The organism is Rhodopirellula sp. JB055 (assembly GCF_043100905.1).
GTDB lineage: Bacteria > Planctomycetota > Planctomycetia > Pirellulales > Pirellulaceae > Rhodopirellula.
Genome location: NZ_JBICHO010000328.1, coordinates 1 through 18497 on the forward strand (window position 1 = coordinate 1; position 18497 = coordinate 18497).

An 18497-nucleotide genomic window follows, 5' to 3' on the forward strand; every position below is an offset into this window, starting at 1 on the left:
GTCGCGCATGCGGAAAGATCAGATTGAGCACGTCCCTTGGCCTAAATTTCGTGCCCCCGCACCCCAATGTCAAGCTCCAACGGCGTCCTTCCCAACCTTCTTTGCGATAAAGTCGCATTCCGTGCCGTTAAACTCCGAAGAAACCCTCGCGTTTAGCTCAGCAGAACCTTCCGGATCAGCTCCTTCGGAACAGCTCCGTGCAGGCGTGGTAATGCACCCGCCCCGCCACCCCCTGCAAGGGGTAGAGCAGGTTCTTGGCAGATTTCCACATGGCACGTTTCTTCCAAAATCACGTTTGGGGGAGATTTTGGGGAGAGATCGAGCGCCACCAGTTCAGGCGAACGTTTTGAAGTTGCGCTTTTGCGTGAGGCATTGATTTTTTGATAACCCGACGCGTCAGCGAGGCGAAGTCAACATCGTTTTTCCCTCGCTGACGCTTCGGGTTATGAAAAATCTGACGCTTCGGGTTTTAAGAAAAGCGCAACTTCAAAAAGCGAACGCAAGGGTGAGGGCCGAACACGGGAGACAGCCCCCCTTGGCAGGGAACTGGTAAATCTCGAGCTGCACGAGTCCCCGGAGGACCTGCGTCTATCAAATGACGACATTCCCGGCTGAACAGTTGGTCGATCCGCACTACTCAGCGTCCGGTACAATCCTACCTGCGGCAGACACTCCTAATTCGGGGCGGCTGAAGTCTCGGGGGGAGCTGCGTCCGTGGTTTGCTTTTCCACCATCGCTGCGTCGATGAACTCTTGCAGTTCAGTGAGGGTAGTGCCGAGCTGCTCCCACTGGGCGGCTTCGATGGCCGATTCACCTTTGCTGGCAATATCAGACAACAGTGTCAGACCAACCGTTCCTCCCGATCCTCGGATCTGGTGCAGGTGCTTGCCGACCTGTTCCAAATCACCTCGATCGTAAGCATTGATGATGCTCGGCATCGTCTCGTCGAGTTGATCGACCAAATCGCACGCGAAGGTGTGCAGCCAATCGTAGTTAAAAATCTTTTCGTCAATCAGTTGTTCATCCTCGCTCGCCACAACAGTCTCGGCGGTGACCGTCGTCGGTTCAACGCTTTCACGCGATGAATCGCGATCAGGGCGCAAACCGTCTGGATCCGCTTCAACTGCGTCGGTCGTCTCTTGAAGGTTGGCATCCGACGCATCTGTCGCGACGGTGGATTGCACAAGCGTGTTCCGGGCAACACTCAATAGCAACGCATTCAAATCCAAAGGTTTGGTCTGGTAGTCCGAACAGCCTGATTGGCGACAACGAATTTCATCCCCCATCATGGCGTTGGCAGTCAATGCAATGATCGGCTGCTCAATCCCATTTTCACGCAAGCGAGACGAGGCCGTGTAGCCATCCATGACTGGCATCTGCATGTCCATCAAAATAATGTCGACCATCTCGGGATCGCTTGAGAGCGCATCCACCGCTTCTTTCCCATTCGTACGAGTGAGCACTTCTGCTCCCGCGTCTTGCAAGAACAAAGACAACAACCGGCGGTTCGTTTCGCAGTCATCCACCACCAAGACGCGGACACCACTCAAATCCACCTCCTCAAACTGATTTTCTTTCGCGACATTGCGGGCTGCGACCACGTCATCCGGACTGAGAATCCGAACACCGTCGGGGCACTCAACTTCAAATTCCAAAACCATCTGCGTGCCGACGTTCTCGGTGCTTGTAACGGACAACGCACCGTTCAGCGCTTCCGCGAGTCGTTTGCTGATCGACAATCCCAAACCGGTCCCACCGTATTCCCGCGTGGTCGACACATCAGCTTGCTTGAATGGCTCAAAGATCATTTCCGTTTGATCTTTCGACATGCCGATCCCAGTGTCCTCCACCGTCACATTCAACTTGGACGGAGTATGTCCCACTCCGATTGAAGTGGCCGCATCGGACGAAATGGAAATCGTCACACCACCTTCATTGGTGAATTTGATGGCGTTGCTGGTCAGGTTGGTCAAGATCTGACGCAAACGCGTCGGATCACTAAAAATTTCTTCGGGAACATCACTGTCCACTCGGATTTCCAACGTGATGTCCTTCTCGATCGCCTTGGACCGCATTGATGCAATGACGTCTTGCACCATCCAACTTGGGTTGCAAATCACCGATTCGGTTTCGATCTTATCCGCCTCAATCTTGGAGATATCCAAGATATCATTGAGCAGATGCAGCAGATGGAAGCCATTGGAATGGATCGTTTGCAAGTGCGACTGACGCTCCGCATCATCCGTCACGACGCCACGCAACAGCAGTTCGGTAAAACCTAGAATCCCTGTGATGGGTGTACGAATCTCATGGCTCATACGAGCCAGGAACTCACTCTTCGCTTGATTGGCTTCCTCGGCAGCCGTCTTGGCAATTTGCAGTTGGTCCCTCGTTGCGGTCAATTGCTGAGCGGTCAACTCGAGTTCTTTCGAGTGACGCACCACCGACTCGGTCCGTTCCAAAACCTTCTTCTCAAGATTGAGGTTCAAATCCTGGAGCTGTTGGAAGCTCTGCGCCTTTTCCATCGCAGCGCCGGCGGCGGATGTCAGGTAGTCGGCAATTCGAATTTCGTCATCGTCGTAAAGATTCGAGAATCGCTCGTTACTGACATACAGGTACGAAACCGTTTGATCGTTGACATCCACTGGGCTGCACAAAAACGTGCCTTGTTTGATCGTGGCAATGCCGTTGACAACGGTGTTCTCGACGTCGACCACCGCTGTTTGCCGGGTTCGATTGACTTCTTGCACCAAGGCCGCGTCGAATGGCATCTCGGGAGGCACCGTCCGAAATTCACCGTCTTCTGTTGGAACGACCAAGAAGACTTGCTCACCACGTAGGATCTTGGTCGCGGCCCGCCGCACCTCTTGATAGATTTGATCAGGAAGGACGCTGGTTGCAATCCGCCGTCCGGACGCGAGCAATGAATCAAAGCGATTCACCAATGACAGCGATCCGCCTTCGTTGACGTCATAGTCGTTGCATTCCAATTCCAAGAGTCTTCTGCGTGCGGTTTCAATAGCACCAGAATCCACCGGCCATCCAAACTCGGCTGCATACTCTGCATGCAAAAGGATCGTCTTGGCGTGAGCGACGACAGCACCCTGCTGCTCGGCAACTTGCAGGCTATATTGAAACGCCGCTTGAGCCGCCCGAAGCTTCCCTGCTAAAGCCAGATAGGCTCCGCGTTCACGGTACGCATGAGGAATCTCATTCGTAAATTGCTTGCTTACTTTCACGGCAGCTTTTGTCGCGCAGCCGAACTGATGAACCAAACGCAGACGACGTTTCGCACTACGAGGAACTTGGGTTTCCAACCTTCGTCGCAATGCTGTGCAATGCCACGGATACGCAGGGCTAACATAGGTGTTCTTCACCCGCGTCGCTTTGGCAACCGAGATCGCTTTCGCGAAAGAATCCACAGCGTCTTCAAACTGGTCGTGATAAAACTCCCGAACCCCTTTGGCAATCAGCACCTGACTCTTTCTTTGCGAGTCCGCCAGGTCTCTGTCGAGTTCGTTCTCGATCACCTCCTCCGGGATGTCGCCATTGGTCGCACGCGCCCAAACATCAATGATGTTCCCGGTGGCTTGATAATCACCACGTTTCAATTCGGAGTCAAAGTTGACCCGAGCTTGTTCCAACGCTTCTTTGTGTCTACCGAGCCGGTACAGCGACGCCGCCAACTGATACCGAGCAATGTGCACCTCCCAATAGTCGCCGGTGCGTTCAAGCATCTTCACAGCTTGACTGGCCTGGTCGACACAGTCTTCATATCTTGAGAACGAAAGCAGCAAGATACTTAGAAAGTTCCGCGTTTGCCCTTGTCCCCAAACATCACTGAACGCCTTGCGGATGTCCAAGGATCTACGTGCGTATTCGACACCACGTTTCTCCCAACGCAACAGTGTCATCACCGGCGCGTGTTCCGAATACGACTGCGCTAGGAAGCGAGTGGGTTGGAATCGTTCGGCAGCGTTCATCGAACGCAAGTGAGCCCAAAGTGTGTAGTATTTGTCGCGAGTGTACCAATACGCATGTGCGATCTGGCTGTACAAAGACAGTGTCATTTGTTCTTCTTCAGTCGGCTGCCCGCCGTACCGACCCAGAAAACAAGTAAACATGGAATTGCGAACTTGCCGAACGCCTTCCAGTGCGATGCGGGCCATCAGCGCCCAGCGATTGTTGCACACCGGTTGCCGAAGTCGTCTCAAGGAAGCCTCGAAGCATTCCACAGCCAGATTCTTGCTGCCTCGTTTGAAATGCAATTCACCGCTTTTCAGCAAGACCTTGGCATGCTCCGTTTCCGTTTGCGCTGTTTCAACCGCTTGGTCGAGCCAGGTCTCCGCCTTGTCATATTCACCTTGCAGCATCAGCACATCGCTCATCATCATCTGAATCAAGTGCTTCTTGGCTTGATCCGCATGCGAGATCGCGCGAACTGCGATTCGCAGTTGTTCTTCGGCGCTCACCAAAGAGTAGCTGTTTCGTGCAATCTCAGCGGCTCGCAAGGCGAACGGCAACGCCTGCTCGTGCATTTCAGCGGCGTCAAAGTGATAGGCCAACTTGAAAAACTCAAGCGGTTCATGCTCAACGTAATACTGACCAATTTGGCCGTGCATCGACCGAATTCGTTCGTCGGAAAGTTCCTGCAGGATCGATTCCCGAATCTTGTCATGCACAAACGCTAAGATCCGATCGGGACGACTCCATACCAGACGCTGAACTCGAGCAGGATGAATCGCCTGGTGGGCTTCCGCCAAACGAATCCCGACCAATTCCGCCGCCACCTCTAAATTGAAGTCGCGTCCGATCACCGCGGCGGACGTTAGCAATTCGCGAGTTTCCGGTGGCAGCCGTGTCAGTCGATCCACCAAGATTTCGCTGGCATCGTCCGCCGCTTGAAAGCTTGAGAGCTTGGCCTCGTCGAGGCCCCAACTCTTCGCGACCGGTCGCAGGGCATTTGATTCGACGAGTCCACGCACGATCGCAGATGCCATGAACGGACTGCCGCCAGCAAAACGCTGCACCACGTCAATCGCGGGTTTTGGCAATGGTCCTGCCATGGATTCAGCCAGTTGCTGCACCGCATGATCTGACAATGCCCCCAACGACAACTTAACAGGAAAACTCAACTCATCATTCAAACGGGTGCAAAGCCCCTCATCCGGTCGTGTCACCGCAAACAGAAACAAATGGCGTGAAGGGTGATCACAGATCGCTTGCAGAATTCGGAACGATTGATCATCCATCCATTGGCAATCGTCCAATGTGATCATCACGCTTGTATCGGATGATCCCAACTCGGTAAACAAGGTTCGGAAAGCAGCAACAATTCGGCCTTGACCAAATTCTTCGGGTCCAGACAGCTTCGTGCTGCTCCATCCAAAGGCCTTCGCAAGCGCAGGCAGTGCGGTCGTGACCTCCTGCCGATATGGTTCCAGACGATCGCGTGTGCTGTTCAACATTTCCGGATCGTTGGTCAAGTGTTTGATCAACTGATCCATCGCTTGCAGCCAAATGGCAGACGGTTGCTGATTGGCATCAGGAAGCGCACGGCCACGAAGAACCAAGAAACGTTTACGCGATGCCAAACGCGAAATTTCGTTCAACAGTCGAGTCTTGCCCATGCCAGACTCACTGCGCAGAAGCACCCGTTCGGAACGGCCATCCAAGACATTGTCCAACGACTTCTCGAGCGTGCGGACGTGTTCGTCTCGCCCGACAAATGCAGGGTCAATCAAGACCGTTCGTTTGTCCGCACTTCCGATCACGAAGTTTTCAGCCGTACCGCCTTCGGTCAGTTGACGATGAATTGCTTTCACATCGTGTAGAACAGCCGACGCACTCTGATAGCGGTCACGAGGTTCTTTGTGGATCAATTTGTCGACCAACGCGATCACAACCGATGGCGTTTCCTCGGGATAGTTCCCGCTTTCAGGATCCGCGGTCATATGTCGATAGAGGATCTCACTGACATCGCCGGCGAAGGCCGGTGCTCCTGTCAGCGCCGCATAGAGAACATGCCCGACCGAATACAGATCCGAGGTTTCGCTGATGTCGTGGTCGATGATCCCCGATAGTTCGGGCGAAGTGTAAGTTGCGCATTCGCGCGCCAACAAATCATCTTTGCCGAACAGTTCGGGACACCAAAGCGGCACGTACCCGCAGAGCACGGACCGACCGTCTTCCCGAACAATTATGTTGGACGGACGGATGTCCCGATGGATACACCCTATCCGGTGAATAGCCTCCAACGCTTCGCACAGATCACGAGCCAATAACATGGCTTCCGTTGCCGTCAATGGACGGTTGCGAAACCGCCTAGCCAACGAGGTCCCTTCCACAAACGGATAGACCACTCGAAGATGAGTCTCCCCCACCATGAAGTCGATGGGTCGCGAATAGGTTTCGCAGTGGATCCCTGATGTCAAACGGGATTCGGTTTTGAATCGGTGAAATCCCCGCTCTTGAAAAAACACCTTCGGGACTTCGCGGAGGATCACCCTTCCTCCTGTTGACGTGTCAATCGCCGAGAAGCATGCCACGATCGAGGCGTTGGAGAGTTTCTTCTGAACTTCGTATCGCTCGTTGATTCTCAGTTCGACGTCGCTGGGAGATAGAGAATGCACATTCGCCTCGATAGGTTTCGTGATAGCGTCACTGCGAAGAAGCGATCATGACATCGGGGCCTTGGTCACCGTCGCCTCGGGCGGGCAATCCAACGTGTTTGCGCAACGGTTAGAAATTGCCCTCGCAACAGTACCGCGCAAACTGTTGCCACTCCGTTCGAACTCAGAAAATGAGCACACTATTTCAGTTGACTTTCGAGAAAGTCTCAATAGTGTCCATACCATTGGTATAACCTGCGAGTGACGCCAGCCTTTGGCGTGAGCAAAACCAACGAAGAACGTTCGTTCGAGTCTCTCATTCTGGGCAAGACGAGGGGCTCAAGTGTTTTTTGGTGAACACGCGTTCTTGACATCTTTGCGGGGCTCTTGGAGAGAACATGCTTACATCAGTGAATGGAAAACCAGATCTCAGCTGGGAAGAAGACTATGACCAACGGGTGAACCCCGAGTTAATGACACAGCTATTGCACAACGCGATTCCTGTTTTGAAATCGGTTGAATGGAAAGTCACCTCCGTCACCGAAGGTTCTTGCGAATCGATCCTGCCACTGACAAAAGCATCCACCAACCAACACGGAACACACCAAGCCGCGTTGATTTCGTTGTCCGCGGACTACACCGGAGGACTTGCACTGACAACACTCTTGCGTGGGGTGCCGTTGGCTGGAATCCATCGTTGCAACGAAGAAGAGTCGGCCTCCCTTTGGTTGGCCGCGATGGACGTGAAGTACCGCAACCCGAGCACAGGCCATCTGGTAGGGCGATGCGACATCCCGGCCAACATCGCACGAACCGTCCAGCAACGCTACTTCGGCGGCAAGCGAGTGTTGGTCACCTTGCCAGTGATCTTCACTTCCAACGGTGAACTGGTTGCCGAAGCCGAAATGCGATATTTCGCACAACCGTCGATCCAGCTCAAACCGACAAAATCGAACCCTCGAATTTCTCCGATCTTCAAACAGAAACTCAAAGCGTCAGCGCGGATGATCGCGGGACTGCGAGCCTCGTCGGAAACCAAGAACATCCGAGTGGACCAAAGTCACGAACGTCAAGCCGCCGGTCCACATGGCGAGCTTTTGGCCACCCGGCTCAATGGCGTCCTGCCCCAGTTGAAGGACATGGTTTTGGCTCGGACCCGCCATATCGACGAAACGCTCCAGAGCATGGTTGGACTGGAACAAGTCGTGATCCTGGGGGTCGGTTTGGACATGCGTCCATTCCGGCTGAGCAATGAGCTGGGAGACCCCACCTTCTTTGAATTGGATCTACCGGAAATGCTGGAAGAACGAGAGCGTGTGACTTCCGCAATGGAACCCAAGGAAAACGTCAAACGACACACGATGGCGGCTGACTTCAAAGTCGACCAGATCTCGGAACTGCTTCTACAGAACCCTGAGTTCGATCCGAGCCGTTGCACCGCGGTCGTCTTCGAAGGCTGTTCGATGTACTTCACGAAAGAAGAAAACCAAAAGATCCTTCGCGATATCGCGTCCATTCTCGAGCACCCACAAAGCTTGGTTTGGTGCGATCTCGTTCGCGAAAATGTAGTCGAAGGAACGGTCCCGTCGCCGGACATCAAGAACTTCACTGACGGGATGGAAGAACTGGGAGAGCGGTTTATCTTCGGCAGCAACTCGCCGACCGACTTTTTCATGACCTGCGGTTTACCGCAAACCAATTCCATCACCGTGGGCGAGTTCCTTGGATCGCAAGATCCAGTCCTGGCGACGTATCAATTCGCCGTCGGCTCCAAGTGAATCTGAACCAGTTGCGTTTCGCCGCAGAGCCCATTCCGCGTGATGCAGTACCGACTCCTGTTCTCCCTTCCACGGAAGGGCGTCTTTTGAGCACGTGCGAAACTGTGACGCTTGTCTGAGTTTTGCGACACCAAATGCAGCGATTGCGCCGATTACCAGGATAACACTGGCCATTCCGCCGGTGCGTAAAAAACGGATCCATCGTTGGGGCAATTTGGATGTTCAAGAAACTTTTTCCCGTTACAGCACTGCTGTTTTCACTCTGTTGGGCGAACCAAGCATTTTCGCAAGGGGCCTATATCTCCGCAGCAGGCCCGATCAATCGGAGCATGGGAGGTGCATCCACTGCGGCTCCCATCAGTGCCCTGAGCGCGATGTACTGGAATCCGGCATCCATCAGCGGAATGGAACACAGCGAACTGGAGGTTGGTGTCGACCTATTGTTCACCGATCACAGTGTCACTTCCACGGCGGGCGGCGTGACCGGATCAACAGACGCCGACCCGGGTTCATTCCCTGTCCCCAACTTCGCTTGGACTCATCGACTGAAAGACCCACGGTTCACCTTTGGCCTGGGAGTCAACTCGGTCGCGGGGCTAAAAACCAGCCTTCCTGCAGACGCGACTAACCCAGTCTTGGCTCCGCAGCCATCCGGACTGGGACAAGTCACGTCCGAAGCATCATTTCTGCAGATCGCCCCCGTCCTATCGATGGCGATGACCGAGCGGTTGTCCGTCGCTGCAGGGCCGCTGATTACCACCGGACAAGTCGGTTTGGAACCCTTCGTGTTTGATTCCGCAAACAGTGACAACACCTATTCGTCTGGGCGAGGCAGCAGCTATCACTGGGGAGGCGGTTTTCAACTTGGAACGTACTACTTGTTGAGCCCCAGTTGGCAACTCGGAGCGTCGTATAAAAGCACCGCTTGGATGGAAACATTCGAATTCGTGAGCACGGACGAGAATGGATTGCCGCGGACCTTGACCTGTGACATTGACCTCCCTTCGGTGGTTTCGCTTGGAACTGGCTACACGGGAATCGACAACTGGCTGTTTGCTGCCGATTTTCGGTACTTCGACTACGCGAATACCGACGGTTTCGGCGATGAGGCGTCGTACGATGGGACAGGAAAGCTAGCTGGATTGGATTGGAGCAGCGTCTTTGCCCTGGCGTTTGGAGCCCAGCGAGCGGTGGGAGAGAAAACGTTTTTGCGTGCAGGTTACACCTACAACCAAAGCCCCATTCGGGAGAGCGAGTCGTTCTTCAACACCGCTTCCCCCTTGTTCTATGAGCACATGTTCAGCCTCGGTGGGTCGTACAAGCTCAACGAAAAGGTCGCGGTGAGTGCCGCGTGGTCTCACTACTTTGAGAACACTCGAACCGGAGCAATCATCTTGCCCGGTATCGGGGCGGTACCCGGATCCTCGGTGACCAATCGGTTGTCAGCCGACTTCCTCAGCTTCGGGATTGTCATGCAGCAGTAGTAACGTCGCCTGTGCCTCCGCTCGTCGTTGCAACGTTCCACTACCTATCGAATGCGTTCCGACCCAACATGCCTGCTGCCGCGAGGAAACCCGCGTCAACGGACAACCAAACCGGAATCGAGAATCACTCGCAATGCCCGCCCTGTTTGCGTGAACACGCAGCCAGCTGGGAAAAATGAAACCCTCTGACGGGCGAGAAAAGCCCGCAAATCAATAGACATGAAGCGCCATCGCGAACGTTTTTTCACCTTGCAACGACCAAACAGCCCAAATGAGTGCTCAACCTGAACAAACCCTTCGGGATGCCCCTCAATTCAGGAAAACCGAGCCGCATCGACCTCAATTCAGAACGATACTCTTATGGGGCAAAGAGCAAAGCTCGGTCAGCATCGATTCGATTCACCTTGGGGCAAAGGTGAGTCACCTTGGATGCTGGCCGAGCTTGCCTTCTTTCTGTGGCCCAGTTAACTGGCATGGTTTGACCAGGGTGACATGATCTCAGCAGTCAACCAGATTTTGACAAGTTGAGCCACACTGTGAGCGTCCAGCTTTTTCATCAGATTGGAACGATGCCGTTCGACGGTTTTTTCGCTGATGTCCAAGCGATTCGCAATCACCTTGTTCATCCTGCCCTCCACGATCAGTTCCAGCACTTGTCGTTCGCGGTTGGTCAAGCGTCGCAGTTGAGTCTTTGCCGCAGCGGCCCGTTTGCTCAGCAACTCGACATGCTTTCGATGAGTGATATCGAGTGCACTGGCTTGGATCCCTACAAATTGCTTGGAGTCATTCAGCAGCGGCGAGCAGGTAAGCAATAGCCAAACCAAATGCCCGTCTTTGTGCCAGAGTCGCACTTCCCGGCTTTCCGACGGGTTCCGGTGCAGAATCCTTTGGTCGATCAGTTCAGCACTTTCGGAGTCAGCAAGGTCGCACAGATTGACGCCGATGAGCTGACTGGGTTGCCTCCCAACCATCGAAGCAAAGTTTTCGTCCACCTGCAATAGTTTGCCGTCCAAGTTCAGAACGGCGGTGCCTTCGGTGTTGCTCACCACCATTTCACGAAATTGCCGTTCACTTCTTTCGAGAGCCGATAGCAATTCGACCTGATCGGTCACGTCCTGAGTGGTTCCACGCCGGACGACTTCGCCGTTGACATTGGTGACACCGACGGTAGCCATGAAATGCCGCCGCGGACCGTGAGCCGGATTGCTAGCGAAACGAAATCGCCGGATGTCGCCTTCTGAAAACGGTAACTGGTTCACTTCCGCAATCATCTCTCGATCGTTTGGGTCGACCGTCTCAATGAATTCATCGTAGGTGACTGTCCCGGATGTCGGATCTATGTTGTGCAGGTCATAGAGTTGCTTGGACCACCACGCGGAGTTCTTGCCAAACGCCCACTCCCAACTTCCGACCCGCGAGTTCGATTGAGCTGAGTCGAATCGGTCGATAGTCAATCGCAACTCCTCTTCCAAAGCCTTCCTTCGAGTGACGTCAACGGCCGTCGCTTGCACTTTTAAAGGGACACCGTTTTGCTCCGTTGCCCTGACGAAGGTGAATCGGAACCAAGTGGTTTCACCTTGAGAACACTTCAATGGGATCTCTTCCGCAACCTTTTTCTTCGCCCCGGAAAGCAGACACTCCAATGCGGAGTCCAAACGGGCGCGAGCAAAATCCAGGATCAGGTCTCGCAGTACAAGCGACTGCAGTCCTTCCACTTCGCACCCGAGCATCTTTGCAAACGTTTGGTTGACACGATGCAATCTTGTCGTCGCCACATCCATTGCGATGAAAGCGATTTCAAACTCGTCCAAAGCGGTTCCAAGCGAGGCAATGGACTGGTGCGCCACATCAATTCGCTTTTCGATCGACCTCTCGTTCTTATCTTGTTGCTTTGCCGCCATTTGCTTGCCCAACACAATATTTGCCCATTCATTCATCTCGCCTGAAACCACCTCAACCCACAATCCCCTGACCGCGATCCGCGAAACCAGTAACAGGTCGACATTTCAATGGCGACCGCCAACGATTGCGTTCAACCGCAGAGAAATTCAGTCTAACGCCTTCGATTCTTCGGATCGACACCCATTCGTTACGGTCGCTTTAATATACACCATATTTCCGAAACGACAGCCGAAAGACTCTGAACCGACGTTCATGATGCTGTCATGAAAACGCTCCCAGCCCTTTAGATTCCTATCCGAAAGGAACACAGCGAAACCGTGTGAGCCCCCTGAACACGAAGACATTCGTAATGCGGTCTGAGATCCAACTGCAGATTGACAGCACGTCCGGTGCAACGGGTGCCATCTATTTGCAGCCCTCTCGCCATCCGTTCTATGCGAAATATCTTGGGTGAAAACCGCAAAACGAAAATTATGCAGTCGACCGAAAAATGTCAGGAGTGAGTTGCCGCGGATGGCAATCGCTTGAATTGACCTCAACTCGATGGGAACGAAAGCAAAAGGAGTTCCTCGATAATTGGTTGGAACGGTCTACAGGCTTTCGAGATATCGAATCAACTCGTTTTGTTCTTCAAGCGTCAACTCTCGTGGCAATTGATGCTGAAACTCTTGGATCACGTCTTTCAACTCCGAGGCGCGGAGATCATGGAAAAGTCCGTGCAGATGCCCCACGCCTCTCAACGACGGCGGATTGAACTCCGTCGTCCCGCGTTCATCTGTGAATCCAACATCGTAGGTGCCGTCGGAAGTCAGAATGGTTCCCGCATGACACGAGGCGCAATCCAGTGACTCGAACAGAACGCGTCCTTTCGCCACCAGTTCCCGATCAGCATCCGTCTCCGGGGCTCGAAACACGGGAGCGGCAGGGATGGATTCCAGGAACGCGACCAAGTCGTCGACATCGCGTTCACTCATCTTCCGACCTTGCATGGTCAATTTCAAAGTCTGCAGAACCTGTGCCTTGATCACCGACTTATCGCCGACCCAAGCCCATGGCGCAGTTTCGCCAACCCCACGCAGTGAAAGAATGCGTTTGGGTGCTCCCTCCCCGCCGTCACTCAACGTGTCGGCCAGGGAACCGCTGGTGTGCCCATCGGTGTGACAACTGTGGCAACTGTACCAACCTCCCCTTGAAAGACTGGCGTCAAAAAACAACTGCTCGCCACGATCTCTGGCCAGCAACGGTGGTGACTGGCCAAGACTCAGTGATGTTGCCGTCGCATACAACTGACGTTCGCCTTCCGGGGCATCGGGACCAATTTGGTAACTCGTTGTCGCAACGTCTGTGCTGCGTGGATCCACCTCTGGGTCATCGGATGATCGATAAGAATTGCTTCGATAAGCAGCCGCGTCAGACGGTTCGAAACTGGAAACGTCGTTCCCGTCGTCACCTTCATATTCCGCTTCGTACGCGTCGTATTCCGCCTGTTCCGTCTCGGAGTAGGCCCCAGCGTCGCGAGCGATTTTAGGATCTCGGGCAATCGCAACCTCATCCGAAACCACAATATCGCTCGACAGCACTCTCTCTTCCGTCTTCGTCTGCGGTGACTTGTCGTGGAAATCAACGCGGGTCAGCGAATCAGAATGTTGGTTGACGACGAGAAATCGATCTTCCGAAAACTTGGCAATGTCAACGGGACGTCGTCCCGCAACGATTCGTGTCACACCGATCCCGCCCGGTTCGACCACACCAATTTGTCCCAGACCACCAATCGTCACGATCAATCGACCGTCGTCACGCATCATCAATGCGTTCGGGTCACCAGCTCCGCGAGTGTTGTTGCCGACCGCGATGAAGCGTCCACCATTCATCAGACTGACCTTGGGATCCGCGATCGCTGCAACAGTGATCTCTCGCATCGCATCCGAAACCATCGACCCCCAAATGATCTCGCTGCTTCGAGGTGGCGCAATTTCATTGATCAACTCATGCGTGACATACACGCGCGTTTGATCTGTACTGAGCGTCAACCCGCGAATGTTGTTGCCAGGAATCTCTCGGATCGATTCGACGCGATAGTCCTTCAAATCAATGACGGCGACGCGTGGGCCGAACGCGTCGGCGACCATCAACCGATTTTCACCTGGAAGGATCAATTGCTCCCGCGGAGAAAATGGCAGCGACACATTCGCAATGACCTCGGGCGTCTGCCCATCGCCGTCCGGCAGGTTCACAAAGGTAACGGCTCTTTCCCAAGTCGAACTCACAGAGCACCAATCACCGGCTTCCGACGCGCACACGGTAGTTGGTTCATGCGGGAGCGCAAGGCGCCATTCAATCGACGGTCCCCGCTCGTTCAACAACACAGAGCTCAACCAACCATCTTGTTCCGTCAGCAACAAACGGCTGCCGGATGAGATGAGGTCGGTCGGGGTTCCTCTCAATCGATATTCGCCGCTGACACGAAGCGAGTCCGAGTCGATGAAGCTCAACGTTCCGCTGCGACCATTGGCAACCACGGCCAGACCATCGCCCGCGTTCACAACCGCGATTGGGCGACGCAGCAGAGCCGTCTCAGCATTCACCATTGGCAAGGCTTCCCCGAGATCGCTTGATTGATGGATCGGCGCCACCGACTGTTCCGCTGGCTGTTTGCTCCAACCCGTTTGGTTCCAACCCACAAGGGGCGCCCCAAACAATCCAAGTACTCCAAGGGAACAGGCAACAAATCGACGTGCACGAATGATGTTCTGGTTCATGGCAACAGTATGACCCGATCGTTTCGCGGTGTCACGCTGACATGCCGTCAAAAACGGCGGTTCGAATGGAACCAGTCCAATTTGCCGCCGACACCTCCACGATGCATCCCATGCTATAAAGCCACTCAGAATCCCTCCCCCCTCTCCCTCCCGCCAACCATTCCTCTCCGGAGTCTGTTGTGTCCCGCCCGGTTCGTATCTGCTCGCTTTCTCGCGCCGCCCATCGCGCGGCAGCGTGTTTCCTGTTGACCACGATCAATTGCTTTTTCGCCACCAGTTCCACGTCCAACGCCGCAACCGACAACGCGAATGCTGCTGGACAACCGACCATCGTCGACGTATTTGTTCCCAACCAAGATGGCTACCCGGCCATTCGAATCCCCTCCGTCGTCACGACCCGAAAGGGCACGTTGCTCGCTTTTGCTGAAGGACGCCAGGGCGGCGATCACTCTCAAAACGACCTGATCATGAAGCGGTCGCTCGACAACGGCCACACGTGGAGCGAAGTGATGGTTCTGAACGACCAAGGCGATCTGTCGCTGAACAACCCGCAAGCCGTCGTGCTGGATTCCGGCAAAATCCTCTTGATGTACCAGCGAAGCAAACTGGGCGAACACAAAGCGTCGGACGGCTACGGCCCCGACTCCTTCTTCACCTTCATCCAAACCAGTGATGACGATGGGCAAAGTTGGTCAGAACCACGCAATGTGTCCAGGCAGGTGAAGCGAGAAAAGGGCGTCACCAGCGTCGCGGCTGGGCCCGGAATTGGGATTGTGTTGCAACATGGCCCGCGAAAAGGGCGGATCATCATGCCATTCAACCAAGGTCCTTTCAACAATTGGCGGGTTTACGCCGTCTACAGCGACGACGATGGCCAAACTTGGCACATGGGTGACGTGGCTCCTGGGGATGGCAAGGGTCACGGCAACGAGGTCCAAATGGTCGAACTGTCCGACGGCCGCGTGATGCTGAACGCTCGCTCGCAAGGTCCGGGCGCGACCAAACAACGAAAGATCGCCATCAGCGATGACGCCGGCCAAACCTGGTCCAAGCTCGCGATTGACGAACAATTGATCGGTCCCACCTGCCAAGCCGCCATCCTGCGATACTCCTGGCCATCGGAAGGCAAGAGCCGAATTCTGTTCAGCAACCCATCCTCTCAAAGCCGACGCGACCACGGCATGTTGCGAATCAGCTACGACGAGGGAAAAACTTGGCCGAACCAAGTCAGCATCTACCCGGACGGTTTCGCGTATTCATGCCTAACGCGAATGGACGATGATCGCATCGGAGTCTTGTTCGAACGCGATGGGTACAAAACCATCAGCTTCACCGCCATTCCACTGTCCGCTCTCGAACCACCCGCATCCAACACTCGCTCCACAACCAATGACACGGAGGCCAACTGATGGTTGACGAATCACTCTTGGTGCAACGAATGTCCGGCCGAAAACTGTCGGGCCTGATCGCCGCCACCTACACTCCCATGACAGCCAGCGGCGACTTGAAACTGGATGTCATTCCACAGATGGTCGAAAAGTTGCTACTCGACGGAATCTCGGGGCTCTACGTTTGCGGCAGCACCGGCGAAGGCATGTCACTGACCACTCCCGAACGCCAATCCATCGCGGCCGCCTTTGTCGAAGCCAGTGGCGGACGTTTGCCTGTGATCGTGCAGGTTGGACACAACAGTCTGCGAGAATCGCAAACGCTCGCGGCCCATGCCCAACAGGTTGGCGCCGATGCGATCTCTGCCACTTGCCCTTCCTACTTCAAAGTTTCCACGACCAGGACGCTCGTCGACAGCATGAAAGAATTGGCATCCGCTGCACCGGAGACGCCGTTCTACTACTATCACATTCCGATGCTGACGGGATCCAGCATCGACATGCCGGAGTTCCTCACCCAAGCGGATGAAGCCATTCCAACACTGGTCGGGTTGAAATACACCGATACCAAACTGTTCGAATTCCAACGCTGTTTGGAATTGGCCAATCGGCAATTTGACGTCGTTTGGGGCTGCGATGAAATGTTGCTGGGCGCCACCGCGACCGGCGCCCGCGCCGCGATCGGCAGCACCTACAACATCGCCGCGAAACTCTACCGTCAAATGACGCTGGCCCTGACCAGCGGTCAACTCGACGCGGCTCGAAAATGGCAATCCCAAGCGATCGAAATGATCAGCACCATCGGACGCTACCCCTTCCATCCCGCAATGAAAGCGATCTTGGCAATGCAAGGTTTGGATGTTGGCCCCTGTCGCCTTCCGCTCGAATCGCTGTCTTCGGCGCAAGCAAAATCGTTGCGAGAAGAATTGCAAGCGATTGGTTTCTTTGATTGGTGCCGCGTCACTGCAGAACCGAGCCATTCATGAGTCAATGCAATTCCAAATCCTCGCCAAGTCTGGCGGGGACTCTTCCCTCGGAGCTGCTTCATCGGATCCGCTTTCTGAGTTCGCTGACGATCATCACACTGGCCAGTCTTGTAGTGGGAAATCTTGCGTTAGGATGTCGTGCGGGGGTCGCGAAATATGACGCCAGCGACTGGTTGGACTGGAACGAACTTCCCCCGATCCCGGATCCACTCGGCGTGGCGGGTCCGTTTGTCGGAGTCGATGTGAACGAACTCATCGTAGCTGGTTGTGCCAACTTTCCACACCGAGTCTGGGAAACCGACAAAGTTTGGCATGATTCCATCTACGTGTTGACGGATTCCAGCGACTCGCCTGGCCACACGCCTGCGTGGGTCGACGCTGGTCATCTCCCACGGGCGACGGCCTATGGCGCGTCGGTTTCGATCCCACAGGACGTTTCCTCCCACCATGGTTTGCTTTGCATCGGAGGCAACGATGCCAACTCTCCCTTTCGCCACGTGTACCTACTGCAGTGGGACACCAACACTCAGTCCGTTCAGCAACTTGAATTCCCTTCGCTGCCCGAGCCTTGCGTTCATGCCTCAGCCCAGAGAATTGGGCACATGGTCTATGTCGTTGGCGGGCAACGCGGCAGCGACCTTGCGACTGCGACTTCTGGTTTTTGGTCGCTCGACCTGAGCCAATCAGTCGATGCCAGTTCGCTGAAGTGGAACCGCCTTCCCGATTTCCCCGGCGTTCCCCGCGCTCTTCATCTGACTGCGGCACAGCACGATGGTTACGAAACTTGCCTGTATGTTCTCAGTGGTCGTCGACAAGCGGAATCGTCCGTTGAATTCCTGACGGACCACTGGGCCTATCGTCCCAGCGTCCAAACGTGGCAGAAAAAGGCGGACGTCCCTCAATGTGTGATGGCGGGCACGGCGACGCACGTCGGCCAGAGTCACATTGCCGTGCTGGGCGGTGATGACGGAAGCCTATTTGGGCGAGCCGGCCAATTGAAAGACGATCACCCTGGTTTTCAGAAAAAGACATTTGCCTACCACACCATCACCGACACTTGGACTGAAACCGGCACCAGCCCCGCGAATCAGGTCACGACCACGGCGGTTCACTGGAACGATTCGATTGTGGTTGCCTCGGGTGAGATTCGCCCACGGGTTCGCACGCCTTCGGTGTATCAAGTCACCATCTCAGAACCCGATCGCAGCTTTGGCACGCTGAACTACATCGTTCTGTTTGGGTATTTGTTGTCGATGGTCGGCATCGGTGTCTTCTTCGCTCGGCGAAACCGTACCACCGACGACTACTTTCGCGGTGGCAGTCAGATTCCTTGGTGGGCGGCTGGATGCAGCATTTTCGCGACCATGCTCAGCTCAGTGACCTTCACTGGCATCCCGTCCAAAGCCTACGCACAAGATTGGACGTATTCGGTGGGCAACTTCACGATCCCGTTGGTGGCGTTTGTTGCGGTCTATGTTGCCATGCCGTTCTTTCGCCGGATCGATGCCACCAGTGCTTACGAATACCTTGAGAAACGATTCAACCGATTGGTGCGGTGGTTTGGCAGTCTGAGTTTTTCACTGTTCCAT

The 18497-nt window shown here is 54.7% G+C and carries 7 protein-coding genes and 1 pseudogene; 5 read left to right on the forward strand and 3 right to left on the reverse strand.

The genetic code is table 11. The features are described from left to right. Nucleotides 1–674 precede the first annotated feature (674 nt). Complete coding sequence (locus ACF8AM_RS12990) at nucleotides 675–6632, reverse strand: ATP-binding protein (RefSeq protein ID WP_392556039.1); 5958 nt, start codon at nucleotides 6630–6632, stop codon at nucleotides 675–677. A gap of 389 nt (nucleotides 6633–7021) precedes the next feature. Between ACF8AM_RS12990 and ACF8AM_RS12995 the strand changes: the two genes are divergently transcribed. Then, nucleotides 7022–8389, forward strand: a complete 1368-nt coding sequence (locus tag ACF8AM_RS12995; RefSeq protein ID WP_392556045.1) for an SAM-dependent methyltransferase — start codon at nucleotides 7022–7024, stop codon at nucleotides 8387–8389. Nucleotides 8390–8607: 218 nt separating this feature from the next. Continuing rightward, nucleotides 8608–9873: an OmpP1/FadL family transporter gene (locus ACF8AM_RS13000; protein ID WP_392556040.1), complete on the forward strand. Its 1266-nt coding sequence runs from the start codon at nucleotides 8608–8610 to the stop codon at nucleotides 9871–9873. 464 nt (nucleotides 9874–10337) lie between these two features. Here the strand turns inward: ACF8AM_RS13000 and ACF8AM_RS13005 are convergent, their stop codons facing one another. Next, the gene (locus ACF8AM_RS13005) at nucleotides 10338–11810 is read right to left on the reverse strand and encodes a PAS domain S-box protein (protein WP_392556041.1); all 1473 of its coding nucleotides are present in this window, start codon (nucleotides 11808–11810) and stop codon (nucleotides 10338–10340) included. A 555-nt stretch (nucleotides 11811–12365) separates the two neighbouring features. Then, entirely contained in the window at nucleotides 12366–14363 is a 1998-nt protein-coding gene (locus tag ACF8AM_RS13010) for a cytochrome c peroxidase (RefSeq protein ID WP_392556042.1), read from the reverse strand. Nucleotides 14364–14779: 416 nt separating this feature from the next. Here ACF8AM_RS13010 and ACF8AM_RS13015 point away from each other — a divergent pair, with 416 nt between their 5' ends. The 3 genes and pseudogenes from ACF8AM_RS13015 to ACF8AM_RS13025 form a co-directional block, all read left to right on the forward strand. Beyond that, nucleotides 14780–15943, forward strand: coding sequence for an exo-alpha-sialidase (locus ACF8AM_RS13015; RefSeq protein WP_392556043.1), 1164 nt, complete (start codon nucleotides 14780–14782; stop codon nucleotides 15941–15943). Then, nucleotides 15943–16908 carry a dihydrodipicolinate synthase family protein gene (locus ACF8AM_RS13020; RefSeq protein ID WP_392556044.1) on the forward strand — a complete coding sequence of 322 codons (966 nt, stop codon included), beginning with the start codon at nucleotides 15943–15945 and terminating at the stop codon, nucleotides 16906–16908. Before ACF8AM_RS13015 ends, ACF8AM_RS13020 begins: the two co-directional genes overlap by 1 nt. 242 nt (nucleotides 16909–17150) lie before the next feature. Continuing rightward, a pseudogene (locus ACF8AM_RS13025) lies at nucleotides 17151–18497 on the forward strand (sodium:solute symporter); the annotation flags it as partial.